The following is a 14,524-nucleotide window of genomic DNA, read 5'->3' as shown; positions in this document are numbered from 1 at the left end:
CTCTTAGGCCTTTGCAAATTTATTTTCATCTTCCATAACTTCTAATTCTTCTGAACCTGAAATTACTATTTTCTTGTCAACTTTCAATTGCTTATTATCAACTTTACTTGGATATTTTACACTAGATAAAATATGCTTTATGCAATTTATTCTTGCTTTCTTTTTATTATCACTTTTCACTACTACCCATGGGGCATGGTCACTATTTGAAGCCATCAACATAGAAAATTTTGCAATAGTATATTTATCCCAAAGTTTTTGAGATTCTTTATCAACTGGACTTAATTTATATTGTTTTAAAGGATCAGTTTCTCTTTTTGCAAATCTTCTTGCTTGTTCTTCTTTTGATACTGATACGTAAAATTTCAATAAAATAATTCCAGATTTAACAAGCATTTTCTCAAATTCAGGAACTTCCCTTAGAAACTCATGATGCTCTTCAGATGAACAAAACCCCATAACTGGTTCAACTCCAGCTCTGTTGTACCAAGACCTGTCAAATAAAACTATTTCACCTGCACTTGGTAAGTGTTTTGTATATCTTTGAAAATACCATTGTGTTTTTTCAATATCACTTGGTTTTTCTAATGCAACAACTCTTGCACCCCTTGGATTTAGATGTTCGGTGATTCTTTTTATAGTTCCACCTTTACCTGCGGCATCTCTTCCTTCAAAAAGCATTAGAACCTTAAGACCTTTTTCCTTTACATAATTTTGAAATTTTAAAAGTTCAATTTGAAGTAAAGTTAACTCTTTTTCATATTCAAGAGTTTCTTTCTTAACCCAAATTTGAACCTTGTCTCCCCTTTTTTTAATCTCTTCTCTTTCCCTCTTACTATCTCTATTATGTTTGATATCTTTATGGGTATCTATTTCCTCTTCATCTTTAAACTCTTCATTTATAATCTGTCTTTCCTGTCCCATAGTCATACCATCTCCCCTTTATGAAAGTCTACATTTGTACTCATTATATCCAAAATTGTTTACAATTTGGTAACTTCCTTTAATATTTTTTATCACTATAGATGGTAACTTAATTCCATTAAAGGTAGTTGTCTTAACCATAGTATAATGAATCATATCTTCTAAAATTATTTTATCCCCTACTTTTAGTAGTTTATCAAAGGAATAGTCCCCAATAATATCACCTGCCAAGCAAGTATTTCCACCTAACCTATATGTGTGTTTTTTTACATTTGCAAGTGCACTATTTCTAATATCAGGTCTATAAGGCATAGCTAATGTATCTGGCATATGTGCTTCAGCAGAGGTATCCAAAATAGCAATATCCATCCCATTGTTTACAATATCTAAAACAGTAGCCATTAAGTATCCAGTTTTCCACCCAACTGCTTCACCTGGTTCCATATATACTTCAAGGTGAGGATATCTACTTTTGAAATCTTTTAATAAACTAATTAAACCTTCAACATTATAATCAGCTCTTGTAATATGATGTCCTCCACCAAAATTAACCCATTTCATTTGAGGTAAGAACTCACCAAACTTTTCCTCAAAGTTTTTTAAAGCCCCTTGCAATGCATCAACATTTTGTTCACATAAAGCATGAAAATGTAAACCATCAATATCTTCTAAATTGTCCCCTTGAAAATTTACTCTTGTGATGCCAAGTCTTGAATTTAAACCACAAGGATTATACAAATCAACCTCAACAGAAGAATATTCTGGGTTTACCCTTAAACCCATAGAGGTTTTTCCCCTTGCTTTATCTCTATATCTATTTAACTGATTAAATGAATTAAAAACAAGATGATTTGATAATTGAATAATTTCATCAATCTCTTCATCTTTAAAAGCTGGAGAATAGGTGTGAACCTCTTTATTAAATTCCTCTTTTGCTAAAAGGGCTTCATGCAACCCTGAGGCACAGCAGCCTTGCAAAAACTCTTTACATAAATCAAAAGTTGACCAAAGGGCAAAACCTTTTAGTGCTAAAAGAATTTTTACCCCTGATTCATCTTGAACCTTTTTTAAAAGCTCAAGATTTTTTTTAAGAAGCTCTTCTTCACAAATAAAAGCTGGACTGGGAAGTTCTTCGATACTGTTAACTATATTAATCATCTTCATTATAAGGTTCAAAATCCTCTTTACCTACACCACAATCTGGACATTCCCAATCATCTGGAATATCTTCAAATGCAGTTCCAGGTGCAATACCACTCTCTTCATCCCCAATCTTTGGGTCATAAATATAATCACAAACTGTACAAATATATTTCATAGATTATCCTTTTTTATAATTTTGTATTCATGAACAGAATAAAAAGCTTTATGAGATTCAAGGCTTGAAAAGTAAAAAGCTAGGAGCTTACTAATAGTAAGTGACTAGTTTTTTATCTTTTTGTAAACGAAGAAACTCAACAAGACTTTTATTCTAGTTCAAGGATTTTCCAAGGTAACCCTTGTGTCATTAACTCATCCATAAAAGGTTTAGCATCAAACTCTTCTATATTAAATACACCTTTTCCATCCCAAATACCTTTATACAACATTTTTGTACCAATCATTGCAGGAACTCCTGTTGTATATGAAACTGCTTGTGCTCCTGTTTCTTTGTAACACTCTTGATGGTCACATATATTATAGATATAAACTTTTTTCTTAACCCCATCCTTAATACCTTCAATGATACAACCAATATTTGTTTTTCCAACTGTTCTTGGTCCAAGACTTGCAGGGTCAGGAAGAAGTGTAGTTAAAAACTCAATTGGAGTAATCTCAACACCTTTGTGCATCACGGGCTCAATTCCAAGCATACCTACGTTTTGTAAGCAGTTCATATGTTGAATATAAGAATCTCCAAATGTCATAAAAAATCTAATTCTTTTTAAACCTTTTATGTTTTTAGATAAAGATTCTAGCTCTTCATGGTATAAAAGATATGAAGGTTTAACACCAACTTCTGGGTAGTCGTGTTCAACTTTAATCTCTAATGGTTTTGTTTCAATCCATTCCCCTACACCTTCATCATTTTTTTGCCAATATCTTCCATTTGCACTTACTTCTCGCAAGTTAATCTCTGGATTGAAATTTGTAGCAAAGGGATAACCATGATCCCCTGCATTACAATCCATAATATCAATGTAGTGAATTTCATCAAATAAGTTTTGTTGCGCGTATGCACAAAAAACTCCAGTAACGCCTGGGTCAAACCCTGAACCTAATAATGCTTTAATTCCAGCTTCTTTAAACTGTTCATCTCTTGCCCATTGTTCTTTGTACTCAAATTTTGCTTCATCTGGATGCTCATAATTTGCAGTATCAACATAATCAACCTTACATTTTGTACAAGCATCCATGATAGTTAAATCTTGATAAGGTAAGGCAACATTTAAAACAATTTTAGGTTTTAATTCTTTAATCAATTCTACTAATTGTTCTACATTATCTGCATCAACTTGTGCAGTTTGAATCTCAACACCCAATCGTGATTTTATATCCATGGCAATTGAGTCACATCTTTTGATTGTTCTTGAAGCTAATGTTATTTTTTCAAATGTATCAATATTCATTGCACATTTAGTTGTAGCAACTCTACTAACTCCACCAGCACCTATTATTAAAATTCCTTTTTTTTCCATAAAAAACTCCATTGAAAATATCTGATATTATATAATTAATTTCGTAAAAAGCTGTTAATTTATTCATTTAAATTACAATCAAAAAAAAATTTAAATAATTTAATTGAAAATCATTGATTCTTCTGATATAATTCGCTTCTCACTTTTATGTGGGGGTGACATGGTATCGATTAGAGCAGTGAGGATTAGTTGCATGTCGGCCTGAGCATGCCGTTAAGCGGCTCATTTTTTTTAGACGCAAACAATACTGATTACGCTCCAGCTTACGCAAAAGCTGCGTAAGTTTATATAACTTATAGGACTCCCCTAACGGGTTGAGACCTCGGAGGCTCACACTACTGATTCTATCTATGTAGATTTTAGTGGGTTCACCCTAGATAGATTATCATCTTAGAGTTGATTTGGCTAATTTGAGACATTTTAAATCTTAGCTTTGTAATTGCCTTGCAGGTTGAGTAGTTGTAAAGTGAAATTTTTCAACCTTTCTAAGCATGTAGACGCTGGTAGTAGCTGTTTTAAGACTCCGGTTCAATCCCGGACACCTCCACCAAGATACCATTCAAGAAAATCTAAAAAAGTATAGCAAGCTACCATATAATCGAACTTATCTTGACATGATTTGTCTATTGAGATATAATCAAAAATATCAAAATCTAAATATTATAGGGTGTTTATTAAGGGGTTATATTTTTCAAACCCTTTTTTATGAATATTAAACCCCTTATAAATAAGGGGTCATAAAATGGCAAGACTGACAAAACCGTTATCCGTAAAAGAAATTACAAATGCTAAACCTCAAGAAAAAAAATATAAATTAAGTGATGGAGGAGGATTAAACCTTTTAATTCTACCTAATGGCACCAAAAGATGGATATTAAAATATAGATACCTAAATAAAGAAAAAGAATATGCACTTGGAGTCTTTCCTATTATAACACTTGCAAAAGCAAGAGAAATGAGAGAAGAACTAAAAACATTAGTTGCAGAGGGTATTGATATCAATGAACTAAAAAAACAAAAAAAATCTAATTTAATTGAAAAAGAAATCAAAAAAACCAATACTTTTTATTTTGCATCTCAAAAATGGCTTACATTTTATAGTGATCAAGTAACAGAAAAATATTTAGATAAATTAGATAAAGCATTGGAAAATTATGTTTATCCTTTTATTAAAAATCAACCATTAGATGAAATATCAAGATTAGACATAATTGAAATACTGCAAGATTTAAAAAATAAAGAATTAAAAGAAACTGCAAAAAGAGTGTATATGTTATTAAACAAAATATATAAATTCTCTGTTACACTAGAATATATACCACATAACATAATTGCAGATATTGACCAAAATACTATTATAGGTAGAGTCGAGAAAAAACACTATCCTACTTTCACAAAAGAAAAAGATATTAAAGGTTTACTACTTGCTATTGATGATTATTCAGGAGATTATACAACAAAAATGGCTTTAAAAATGTTGCCATATGTTTTTGTTAGAAGTTATAATATTAGACATTGTGAATGGTCAGAAATTGATTTTGAAAATAAGCAATGGATAATACCTGCAAATAAAATGAAAACAAAAACAGAATTTATATTGCCATTACCACAACAAGTTATTGATATTTTGAATGAAGTTAAACAATATAGTTCGAAAAGTAAATATGTATTTCCAAGTTTTAGAGACTTTAATAGACCTATGAGTGACAACACTTTAATATCTGCGTTAAGAAGAATGGGTTATACAAAAGATGATTTTGTACCTCATGGATTTAGAAGTATGTTTTCAACTATTGCCTATGAAAATGCCAATCATGAAGCAGGACATAAATTTACTGGTGAAGTTATAGAAGCCCTACTTGCTCATAAAGAAAAAAATAAAATCAAAGATGCATATAATAGAGCTTCATATAAAGATAGTATGAGAAGTTTAATTGAATGGTATGCTAATTATTTAGATAAAATAAAGTAAAACATAATATCTATTAAACTATAATCTTCATCATTATATTTAAAGGATGATTATGAGACTAATATTAATTTTCTACTTCTACTCTTCTATTTTATTTAGTCATGATTTAATAGATACATCAAATACTAATGTTAATAAATTCAAATGTAAAAAGGTAGTGCATTGGTTGAAAGAACCAAAAAAACATGATTTTTATACTAATAAAGACAATTATTTAGTTGGTGTAGTATATGAGCAATGTGATTTAAATAAAAAAGAATTTGATAATAGTTTTAAATTCTATGCATTGATAAAAGTTGGTGAAAAGAGAAAAGGTATTTCAATTAATAATGGTGAAACATTTTATTCTTATTATGAATATATTGAAAGATATAAAATAGGACTTCAACCATTTCTTTATTACTACAGTTTTGTGAATAAGTAGGGTATCTAAACCCCACTCAATTTATCTTTTAAATCTCTAAGATTTTTTACGAGTGGTAAAATACCTATCTTATTTAAAAAAACGGCATCATCTAAACCACCTAAAAGAAGATTTCTAATTAGTCTAGATTTAGTCATTTCCATTTTTTTTGCTAATTCTTCTATTTTTTTTGCTTCTTCTTCTGTAACTTTAATTTTAAGTTGTACACTTCTAGGATTTGATTCTACAGGTCTTCCTACTGTTTTTTCTGTTGTAACAAGTTCTTTTTCAGTCATATTATACCCTTTTAGACTAAGTTAAAATTAAGTTTATTTCCATTACTATTAGGGTACCCATAAATATAATAAAGGGTATATACAATTGTATATACAGAATGTATATATATTTAAAAGATACCTTATAGTTAATTTATGGGTACATTTTAACATAAAAGGAGCAATTATGCAACTAAATTTAAAAGGGACAATCATAGATACATATGAAAGAGTTCCATATGTAAATAAAGAAACGGGTGAGGCTAGTTCTGAAAAGACATATGGTCTTCAAATTCTTGTAGAAGAAACATTAAAAAATGGTCAGGTCAAATCTGAACTTTGTGATGTGAAAGTAGATGCAAATAATTTACATAAATACAAGGATAAAAAAGGTCAAAAAGTTGAAGTGCTTTGTAATTTGTACTCTAGAAGTCCAATATCACTTACAGCAATCTAAAGTTGTCTAAGGAAAGTTTATTGGCGTTTACTTTCCAAAGACTAAATACCCTGATGAAAGGATATATAAAATGAATCTTACTATAGATGACCTTAACTTTGATGCAATGATTGAGGATTGCGAAACGGAGTTACAAAAATGCGGCTCGCATTTTTTAACTTCCGATGAGCATCCCTTGACTATTTATAAAAAAGTTGTGGACATATCAGAAAATCATCAAGAAATCTCTTACAGTGGTCCACCCAAACACTATGGTTTGAGTGAAATAGATTTTAAAACAATAAAAATGCATAGGCAAAGACAAATGGAGTATCTAAATAAAACTTGTCTTTATGACAAGATAACAGAGCAATACATTCCCTTAGCAGACATTACCATGTCAGCAAATGTAAATGCAAATAGATATTATGCAGAGATTCAAAATAGAATCAATACTTTAGTTCAGGATGCAGAGTCTAGAAACTTGGTTCCACTGTTTATGACAATTACACTTCCAAGTGAATATCATAAAATGAAAACTCATAGAGTTACTAAGAATTTGATTCCAAATCCATTGTACAATGGTATTGCTCCAAGAGAAGCAAATAAAGAACTTACAAAAATGTTTGCAAGACTAAGACATGACAGAAGTTTAAAAGAACTTTCAACAGATGAAAGAGTTTACTATAGAGTAAATGAGCCTCATAAGGATGGAACTCCACATACTCATATACTTATGTTTATTCCTAAATCTTGCGTTGATAGAGTTGTAAAGGCTTTTAATAGATTGTTTTTTCAAAAGTCCAATAAGATTGAAACTAACATTAGAAATGCAAGTGCATATATTATGAAATATATAAACAAAACCTTGCCTCTTTCAAAGCAATCAAAGCTTACAGAGAAAGAGAAATATATTAATGCTTGGTATTCAATGAACAGAGTAATTAGATTTAACTCTAGTAGAACATTAGCTCCATTATCTTTATATAGATTACTTCATTACAAATATACTTTAGGAGAACTAACAATGAAAGTTAGGTCAAAGTCTTTGGATGTATTTGTAAGAGCTGATAACTTAGCAAAAGTAATGGAAGTATTTGATGGCGACGAGTTGGTTTATCAAAGAAATGAGAATTTTAAGATTGAATCTATTTCAATACAAGATTTTTGATTCTTTTTTGAAAAGAATATACAGATACGAGGATGGAACATCCTCCCTTAAACAAATAAAAGGAAGGAATATTAACATTATGAGCAATTTTTTGAGAATAACAGAAGTTATGAAAATGACAGGTATTGCAAAGAGTACAATTTGGTTATGGGTTAGAGAAGATAAGTTTCCTCAACCTATTAAACTTAGTCCTAGAATTACTGTTTGGGAACAATCTAAAGTTCAGGAGTGGATGGGTCAGTTTTGACCCTCTCACTCCATAATACTTACTTAACTTTATGATTATGAGTATATATTTTGTACTTTTTTACCATGTATCTTTAATTTAATATTATTTAATTCTTCAATAATTCCTTCAGCTTCAAACTTTTTATTTTCATCAATTAAAGTACCATTGATTTTAAGAGTATATGAATCTAAATTGGGTATTAAGGGGTCTGCTTTTTCAAGCCATTTATTAACTATAATTGTCCCACTTAATTCAAATCCCTCAATATCTAAATAACCAACGAATGTAAATCCATAATCTCCTCCGTTTATTTTACCATCTTCAATTACAATAGTCCCACTTCCTTGTCTATCCATCGCTTGAAATTCAATACCATAAATACCATTTTCCATATTCAAACCTTTAATATATATATTTATTATTTAAAGATATAATACAAAAAAATATCATAAAAGTGCCTAATATGTATAAAAATAAAAACTTTATAAAATTAAAAGAATTTATATCCAGTTTATCAGAAATTGTAGATGAGATAAAAAAAATAAAAAAAGATATAAAAGAAGTAAAAAGACAAGAAAAATCATTAAAAGATGAAAAACTGAAAAAATCTTTTCTTAATCTTGAAAATTCTAAATTTTTTCCTGAAGATTTAAAATATATTGAAAAAGAATTAAAAGAACATTACATATCATTATACAACTTTAATGAGTTATTAGAAAAAAAATTATCTAATGAGAAAGAAATTAGAAAAAAAATTAATCAATTAATGCCTTTAATAAAAAAAGAAATCATAAATGGAATTAGAGAAATAATTGATTTTATTTTTAAAGAAAAAACTTTTTCACGCCTAAATAATACAGGTATAATTGATTCACTATTTATGTCAATTGAAAAGCTTGAAATAAAGGATACAACTGAATACTCACTTGATAGTATAATACTTATTGATACATTATTATCTAAAGTGAATCAATCATTTATCAAGTTTATGAATACTAAAGATATTAGCATAATTAACAGTATAGAAATTAATCTTGAGAGATTAAGACAAGAACTTGATAATATATCAACGATTCATTCAACAGAAAATTCAACTCGTACAATAAATCAAATTAATACAATAACTAAAAAATTAAAAGAATTAGAAAATAAAAATAATGATAAGACCAACGAACTACGTTCAGAAAAACTTGAAAGAGAAAGACTTGAAAAAGAACTTGAAATAAAAAACCAAGAGTATAATAAACAACTTGAAAAAGAAAGTAAGTTAAAAGAAGAGTTAGCAAAAAAAGTTCAAGAAGAGAAACTTATAATTGAAGAAAAAGAAAAAATTACAAAAGCAATTAAAAAACTAAAGAATCCTTCTCCAGAATTGAAAGCTTTAAAAAATGATTATGCAAAAGAAAAAAATAATTTTAATTTAAATGCAGAAAGAATGTTTATGCTAGCAGGTGGACTATTTGGAGCAATTTTAGTTTATATATTTTGTTATGAAGGAATGATAGAATTTAAAAATGCCAATTTTAGTTTTTATTTAGCACATATTTTTCCTATAATTTTTCCCACTCTAATAGGTTTTTTATTTATTAGACAAGCAAATATTAAATCTAATCAAATTGAAAATATAAATAAAAGATTTATATTGATTCATGAGGTTAATCAATCATTAGAAGCACTAGTTGAAGTAAATAAAGGTCAAAACATGGATAATAAAACAGAAAAAATTATTGATAAATTGATTAATAATATATTAGATTTCACTATTAGCAAAAAAGAAAATACTATATCTGATAATGAAATTATTGATATAAATAAGAAAATTGATTCATTAATAGCAACTGTAAAAACAAAATATGATATTTCTGATTTAACATCTTAATTTTAAAGGTATTTAATATCTATAGGAGTTTTCAAAAATAAAATAATCATTATGAAATAAATAGATCTTTGAAATATACTAATTTAATTAGGTTTTTAATTTATATTAATTTATACTTCACCTACAAGTAAAATATTTTAAGGGGTTTTATAAGGGGTTATTTTCAAAAATCTCTTATGAAGCTTTTATTTTAGTGCTACTTATATCCCGGACACCCCACCATACCATATATTAAGTGATAAGTTTTAAATTCCTACTTTCCAGACGCTGTTGGATTTTCTTCCATAAATTTATCTATTTTAGCAACTGCCGTAGATTCAAGAGAACTAGTACTTTCCTCAAGAAAAGTTCTAATACCAAAAATCCCAGAAATAGCAACAATAACTAAAAGTAATGCAACATATACCCTATCCATAATCTCTCCCTTGTGCGAAATTATACTTTAAGAATAAAATAATGTCAATGAATATTTTAATATTATATATTAGATTTTATTAAATTATAAATATTTTAAAATACTCTATTAAAGGCTTTATAAATATTATTATATAGATAAATGCTCTAATAAAAAAGTTTAGTTACAATACTTGATTAAAATATATCTATTTAAAATCAACAAAAAATTGCTTATTATAAATAAGATTATTTCAGATATCATACACACTTTATAATTTAATTTTTTTAACATATGGTTAAATAAATATAAAACTTCTACTTGAATACTTCTATGATGTTAATCTTTGAGGTGTAAAACAAATACTATTCTTAAATTAACATAATTCGTGGAGACTTTAATCCTGAACACCATATTTAAGACATAAAACTAACTTAAAATAAATAACATTATTTATTAATTAAATAATTTTTATATATTTTGATTATCTTATATACAAATTCCCTATTTTATGGAACTTATTTTATTCTAAAAAAATTACTTTTATAATATTATTTTAAATAATAATTAATAAATATTAAAATATAATACTTATAGTACTTGTTCAGAATGAACCAATTAATAGAAAAAGGATCTAAAATGAAAAATCTCTTTTCAACACTATCTATATTTGTAATTACTGCATTGTTAAGTGGATGTGTACCTACGGAAAAATCAGTAATCAAAAAATCAGCTAACTATTTAGAGGTTGAAGTTACTGATAATGGTTGTGCGCAGAATCTAAGTGAAGCATCAGATTTAGCATATGACGACACAAAACAAATTCTTTACATCATAGGAGATAAAGGTAATTTCTATCAATGTAGTGTAAAAGTAATTGAAGATATGATTACTTTGGATTATATCTCTTCTACTAGTATCACCCATGACTTTAGTAGTATTGATGCAGAAGGACTTACTCATAACCCAGAAACAGGTGAATTAATACTTTCTACAGAAGGTGCAAATTCTAGTATTTTCCCTCTTACTAGTGAAGGAGGAATAAACGGAAGCTATGATTTACCTGATGTTTTAAAAAATGCTACTTTTAATAGCACAAATACAAAATTTGAAGCGGTTACATATAACGATACGTTTGGTATATTAACAGCGGCTGAGCAACCAATAGATAAAAAGGCACTAACTGACCAAACAATCTACAGCTTATATGGAGACTCTTGGAATTTTGTAGCTGAGGACTACGACCAATCTTCTGTAACAGCTTTAGAAACTACAGATGATGGTAATTTAATTGTATTAGAAAGAGCACAAAGTAATACAACAGATTTTTATATTACACTTAAAAAAGTTTTTATTAACGATGAATGTAAAAATAAAAATATTTGTAATAATGAGATTATATACAAAGCATTATGGGAAGCTGGTAACTTTGAAGGTATCACAAAAATCAATGATATTTACCTACTAATAAATGATGGGCAAGGCCAAGTTGATGCTTTATTTAAAGCATTCAAAATTAAATAAAATTATAGAGAAGATATAAAAAGTAAAGATTTTTTTCAAGTCTATTACTTTTTATACACCATTTGTATATAAAAGTCATATTATATGGTATAATTCTATATTATGAATTTTATATTAAAGGGTATTACATTTTTTATTCTACTTACAAATGTTCTTTTTGCTGTTTCATGGGATACCTGTATAGAAAAATACTCTAAGGCAAAAAAGTTTAGTAACAACACTAGATTAATGTATATCTATTTAAAATCAACAAAAAATTGCTTATTAAAATTTAAAGACTCTTTAAAAGTAAATCCTGAAAGTGAATTTACATTAGAAGCGATGGATGATAATATAAAAAAAATTAATACTTATCTTGAAAAATTAATTCCTAACTATATCCATCCTGATTCAAATTTAGAGCAAGTTCCTAAATATATTTATACTCAACAATCTATTCCTAAATTTAACACAGATTATAAACACTTTATAAAATTTGAAAAATGCAATGGGGTACATGCAAAAGACAAAATCTACACAGCAAAACATTGTAATATAAAAGATTCAAAACATCTAAAAAATGACTTAAGTTATATAAAAAGCAATACTATATCTAAACTTCAAACCCATAAACTAGATTTAAATAAGACTGGTATATTCACATACTATTCAATGTCAAAAGTGGGTATGTTTTATAATACATTAATCAAAGAAAGAAATTGTAAATTTTATGAAGCAAAAGTAGGTATTAGTGCCATAACACAATCTTTAGATTTAGCAGATTTAGATAAAAGTACTGAGATTAGAAGTAATTGTTTAGCAATACCATCAAATAGTGGTGGAGGTGTATTCCAAGATAATAAGCTTGTTGGAATTATTTCAAAAACAGTTTTTAAAAATAATCAATTTTTATATAGTGTTATTGAACCAATAGATAATGTAATTAGATAAGCAAAAGAGATATTATGTTAATATCTCTAAAATCTCTTTCTTAATAGAATTTATACTTTTTGATTTTAACTCCAGATTTTAATCGTATCCAATAAACCTTTACTTGAAGAATCAAGTAATTTTGTATCTTCTGAATTATCTTGAATAAATGAAACCATTTTTGTGGCAAGTTCTTTTCCAAGTTCTACTCCCCATTGGTCAAAAGAACCAACATCCCAAATTGCTCCTTCTACAAAAACTCTATGCTCATAAAGGGCAATAATTTTACCTAAGGTTTTAGGATCTAATCTTTTATAAATCAATGTAGAAGATGGTCTATTTCCTTCAAAAACCTTATGGGGTGCCAACTCTTCAATCTTTTCTTCACATAATCCTGAGTCTTTTAAAATAGTTCTAACCTCATCTAAATCTCTACCATTCATCATAGCTTGACTTTGAGCTAAGCAATTTGCCATTAGCAAATCATTATGTATATCCATTTCTTTTTCATGATTGTTTACTGCAAGCATAAATTCACACGGAATAATATCTTTACCTTGGTGTAAAAGCTGAAAAAATGAGTGTTGTGAATTTGTTCCTGGTTCACCCCAAACAATTGGTCCAGATTTTATTTTTAACTCTTCACCACTTAAAGTAACTCTTTTTCCATTGCTCTCCATATCAAGCTGTTGAACATACATAGCAAAAGATCTTAATCTTTGATCATATGGTAAAATTGCCCTTGTATCATAGTCACAAATATTTCTATGCCAAATACCTATCAGTCCTAAAAGCATTGGCATATTCTTTTCTATTGAGGCTGTTTTAAAATGCTCATCCATAATAAATGCACCTTCTAAAAAATCATCAAAACCATCTGCACCAATTGCAATCATAACACTTAAACCAATAGCAGACCAAATTGAGTATCTTCCACCAACCCAATCCCAAAATCCAAACACTCTATCATCACTTATTCCAAACTCTTTTGTTTTTTCTAGTGCAGTTGACAGTGCAGCAAAGTGTAAATTTGCTTCTTTTTCACCTAAACTTTCTTGAAGCCATTTTTTTGCTGATTTTGCATTTGTCATAGTTTCAATAGTTGTAAATGTTTTAGAAGCAACAATAATAAGTGTTGTTGCAGGATTTAAATCTTTTATTGTATCACTTAAATGTGCTGAATCTATATTTGAAACAAAATGAACTTTTGGACCATTGCAATATGGAGTTAAAGCTTGAGAAACCATTTCTGGTCCTAAATGTGAACCACCAATTCCAATATTAATTACATCAGTAAATTTTTCATTTGATGAAGATAAAATTTTCCCTTCTCTTATAGAAGTTGCAAACTCTTTCATATTTTGTAAAACCTCTTTTATATCAGGCATTACATCTTTTCCATCTACAAAAATTTGATTATCAGATTTGTTTCTAAGTGCAGTATGTAAAACTGCTCTATCTTCAGTGATATTTATTTTTTCACCACTAAACATGGCATCTCTTTTTTCTTCTACCTTGCACTCTTTTGCAACTTCAATAAGTTTTGAGATAACATCTTTGTTTATATTAATTTTAGAATAATCTAAAATCATATTTTCTAATGAAATAGAAAACTCTTCAAATCTTTTTGGATCTTTTTTAAATAATCCCTTTAAAGTAATCTTTTCTAATTCATTTTTAATTGATTTTAACTCGGCAAATAAATCCTCTCTTTTCCCCATCATTACACC

Annotated in this window: 16 protein-coding genes and 1 other RNA gene; 9 read left to right on the top strand and 8 right to left on the bottom strand. The window is 28.1% G+C overall.

From position 1 onward, the window contains the following. Positions 1-3: 3 nt before the first annotated feature. The 4 genes from ppk2 to AC2TY9_RS07445 all read right to left on the bottom strand — a co-directional run bounded on the left by ppk2 (position 4) and on the right by AC2TY9_RS07445 (position 3,602). Positions 4-924 carry a polyphosphate kinase 2 gene (gene ppk2 / locus AC2TY9_RS07460; protein WP_489780410.1) on the bottom strand — a complete coding sequence of 307 codons (921 nt, stop codon included), beginning with the start codon at positions 922-924 and terminating at the stop codon, positions 4-6. A gap of 18 nt (positions 925-942) precedes the next feature. Beyond that, positions 943-2,082 (bottom strand): carboxynorspermidine decarboxylase, encoded by a 1,140-nt coding sequence (gene nspC, locus AC2TY9_RS07455; protein ID WP_489780409.1) that lies wholly within the window; start codon positions 2,080-2,082, stop codon positions 943-945. Beyond that, positions 2,075-2,242 (bottom strand): rubredoxin, encoded by a 168-nt coding sequence (gene rd / locus AC2TY9_RS07450; RefSeq protein WP_489780316.1) that lies wholly within the window; start codon positions 2,240-2,242, stop codon positions 2,075-2,077. The genes nspC and rd overlap by 8 nt, the downstream gene beginning before the upstream one ends. A 148-nt stretch (positions 2,243-2,390) precedes the next feature. Next, complete coding sequence (locus tag AC2TY9_RS07445) at positions 2,391-3,602, bottom strand: saccharopine dehydrogenase family protein (protein WP_489780315.1); 1,212 nt, start codon at positions 3,600-3,602, stop codon at positions 2,391-2,393. 151 nt (positions 3,603-3,753) lie between these two features. Between AC2TY9_RS07445 and ssrA the strand changes: the two genes are divergently transcribed. The 3 genes from ssrA (at position 3,754) to AC2TY9_RS07430 (ending at position 5,998) form a co-directional block, all read left to right on the top strand. Then, positions 3,754-4,152, top strand: a transfer-messenger RNA (tmRNA) gene (gene ssrA / locus AC2TY9_RS07440). A 192-nt stretch (positions 4,153-4,344) separates the two neighbouring features. Then, positions 4,345-5,574 (top strand): tyrosine-type recombinase/integrase, encoded by a 1,230-nt coding sequence (locus tag AC2TY9_RS07435; RefSeq protein ID WP_489780314.1) that lies wholly within the window; start codon positions 4,345-4,347, stop codon positions 5,572-5,574. Between the two features lie 52 nt (positions 5,575-5,626). Next, positions 5,627-5,998, top strand: a complete 372-nt coding sequence (locus AC2TY9_RS07430) for a hypothetical protein (protein WP_489780313.1) — start codon at positions 5,627-5,629, stop codon at positions 5,996-5,998. Positions 5,999-6,003: 5 nt separating this feature from the next. Here the strand turns inward: AC2TY9_RS07430 and AC2TY9_RS07425 are convergent, their stop codons facing one another. Continuing rightward, on the bottom strand, positions 6,004-6,273 hold the full coding sequence (locus AC2TY9_RS07425) for a plasmid mobilization protein (RefSeq protein WP_489780312.1): 270 nt from the start codon (positions 6,271-6,273) through the stop codon (positions 6,004-6,006). Between the two features lie 166 nt (positions 6,274-6,439). On the opposite strand from AC2TY9_RS07425, the gene AC2TY9_RS07420 reads away from it, so the two are divergent. From AC2TY9_RS07420 to AC2TY9_RS07410, 3 genes are all read left to right on the top strand, one after another. Then, positions 6,440-6,709: a hypothetical protein gene (locus AC2TY9_RS07420; protein WP_489780311.1), complete on the top strand. Its 270-nt coding sequence runs from the start codon at positions 6,440-6,442 to the stop codon at positions 6,707-6,709. 70 nt (positions 6,710-6,779) lie between these two features. Beyond that, complete coding sequence (locus tag AC2TY9_RS07415; protein WP_489780310.1) at positions 6,780-7,859, top strand: replication endonuclease; 1,080 nt, start codon at positions 6,780-6,782, stop codon at positions 7,857-7,859. Between the two features lie 79 nt (positions 7,860-7,938). Continuing rightward, positions 7,939-8,106 carry a helix-turn-helix transcriptional regulator gene (locus AC2TY9_RS07410; protein WP_489780309.1) on the top strand — a complete coding sequence of 56 codons (168 nt, stop codon included), beginning with the start codon at positions 7,939-7,941 and terminating at the stop codon, positions 8,104-8,106. Positions 8,107-8,141: 35 nt separating this feature from the next. Here the strand turns inward: AC2TY9_RS07410 and AC2TY9_RS07405 are convergent, their stop codons facing one another. Continuing rightward, positions 8,142-8,480 carry a GrlR family regulatory protein gene (locus tag AC2TY9_RS07405; protein ID WP_489780308.1) on the bottom strand — a complete coding sequence of 113 codons (339 nt, stop codon included), beginning with the start codon at positions 8,478-8,480 and terminating at the stop codon, positions 8,142-8,144. Positions 8,481-8,551: 71 nt separating this feature from the next. On the opposite strand from AC2TY9_RS07405, the gene AC2TY9_RS07400 reads away from it, so the two are divergent. Continuing rightward, a complete protein-coding gene (locus AC2TY9_RS07400) occupies positions 8,552-9,967 on the top strand; it encodes a hypothetical protein (protein ID WP_489780307.1) in 1,416 nt (471 codons plus the stop codon). A 253-nt stretch (positions 9,968-10,220) separates the two neighbouring features. On the opposite strand, the gene AC2TY9_RS07395 is transcribed toward AC2TY9_RS07400, so the two are convergent. Continuing rightward, on the bottom strand, positions 10,221-10,382 hold the full coding sequence (locus AC2TY9_RS07395; protein ID WP_489780306.1) for a hypothetical protein: 162 nt from the start codon (positions 10,380-10,382) through the stop codon (positions 10,221-10,223). Between the two features lie 618 nt (positions 10,383-11,000). On the opposite strand from AC2TY9_RS07395, the gene AC2TY9_RS07390 reads away from it, so the two are divergent. Together AC2TY9_RS07390 and AC2TY9_RS07385 are read left to right on the top strand one after the other, a co-directional pair. Further along, on the top strand, positions 11,001-11,885 hold the full coding sequence (locus AC2TY9_RS07390; protein WP_489780305.1) for an esterase-like activity of phytase family protein: 885 nt from the start codon (positions 11,001-11,003) through the stop codon (positions 11,883-11,885). A gap of 102 nt (positions 11,886-11,987) precedes the next feature. Beyond that, a complete protein-coding gene (locus AC2TY9_RS07385; protein ID WP_489780304.1) occupies positions 11,988-12,815 on the top strand; it encodes a hypothetical protein in 828 nt (275 codons plus the stop codon). Between the two features lie 65 nt (positions 12,816-12,880). Here AC2TY9_RS07385 and pgi read toward each other — a convergent pair whose 3' ends face one another. After that, positions 12,881-14,515: a glucose-6-phosphate isomerase gene (pgi, locus tag AC2TY9_RS07380; protein ID WP_489780303.1), complete on the bottom strand. Its 1,635-nt coding sequence runs from the start codon at positions 14,513-14,515 to the stop codon at positions 12,881-12,883. Between the last annotated feature and the right edge of the window lie 9 nt (positions 14,516-14,524).

This window comes from Arcobacter sp. ISO1, from assembly GCF_058105185.1.
Note: the sequence above shows the minus strand (reverse complement) of the source record. Positions and strands in the feature narration are given on the sequence as shown.

Bases quoted from the DNA above. Each gene is read 5' to 3' on its own strand.
- ppk2 (WP_489780410.1), bottom strand. From the start codon at position 924: ATGGGACAGGAAAGACAGATTATAAATGAAGAGTTTAAAGATGAAGAG.
- nspC (WP_489780409.1), bottom strand. From the start codon at position 2,082: ATGATTAATATAGTTAACAGTATCGAAGAACTTCCCAGTCCAGCTTTT.
- rd (WP_489780316.1), bottom strand. From the start codon at position 2,242: ATGAAATATATTTGTACAGTTTGTGATTATATTTATGACCCAAAGATT.
- AC2TY9_RS07445 (WP_489780315.1), bottom strand. From the start codon at position 3,602: ATGGAAAAAAAAGGAATTTTAATAATAGGTGCTGGTGGAGTTAGTAGA.
- AC2TY9_RS07435 (WP_489780314.1), top strand. From the start codon at position 4,345: ATGGCAAGACTGACAAAACCGTTATCCGTAAAAGAAATTACAAATGCT.
- AC2TY9_RS07430 (WP_489780313.1), top strand. From the start codon at position 5,627: ATGAGACTAATATTAATTTTCTACTTCTACTCTTCTATTTTATTTAGT.
- AC2TY9_RS07425 (WP_489780312.1), bottom strand. From the start codon at position 6,273: ATGACTGAAAAAGAACTTGTTACAACAGAAAAAACAGTAGGAAGACCT.
- AC2TY9_RS07420 (WP_489780311.1), top strand. From the start codon at position 6,440: ATGCAACTAAATTTAAAAGGGACAATCATAGATACATATGAAAGAGTT.
- AC2TY9_RS07415 (WP_489780310.1), top strand. From the start codon at position 6,780: ATGAATCTTACTATAGATGACCTTAACTTTGATGCAATGATTGAGGAT.
- AC2TY9_RS07410 (WP_489780309.1), top strand. From the start codon at position 7,939: ATGAGCAATTTTTTGAGAATAACAGAAGTTATGAAAATGACAGGTATT.
- AC2TY9_RS07405 (WP_489780308.1), bottom strand. From the start codon at position 8,480: ATGGAAAATGGTATTTATGGTATTGAATTTCAAGCGATGGATAGACAA.
- AC2TY9_RS07400 (WP_489780307.1), top strand. From the start codon at position 8,552: ATGTATAAAAATAAAAACTTTATAAAATTAAAAGAATTTATATCCAGT.
- AC2TY9_RS07395 (WP_489780306.1), bottom strand. From the start codon at position 10,382: ATGGATAGGGTATATGTTGCATTACTTTTAGTTATTGTTGCTATTTCT.
- AC2TY9_RS07390 (WP_489780305.1), top strand. From the start codon at position 11,001: ATGAAAAATCTCTTTTCAACACTATCTATATTTGTAATTACTGCATTG.
- AC2TY9_RS07385 (WP_489780304.1), top strand. From the start codon at position 11,988: ATGAATTTTATATTAAAGGGTATTACATTTTTTATTCTACTTACAAAT.
- pgi (WP_489780303.1), bottom strand. From the start codon at position 14,515: ATGGGGAAAAGAGAGGATTTATTTGCCGAGTTAAAATCAATTAAAAAT.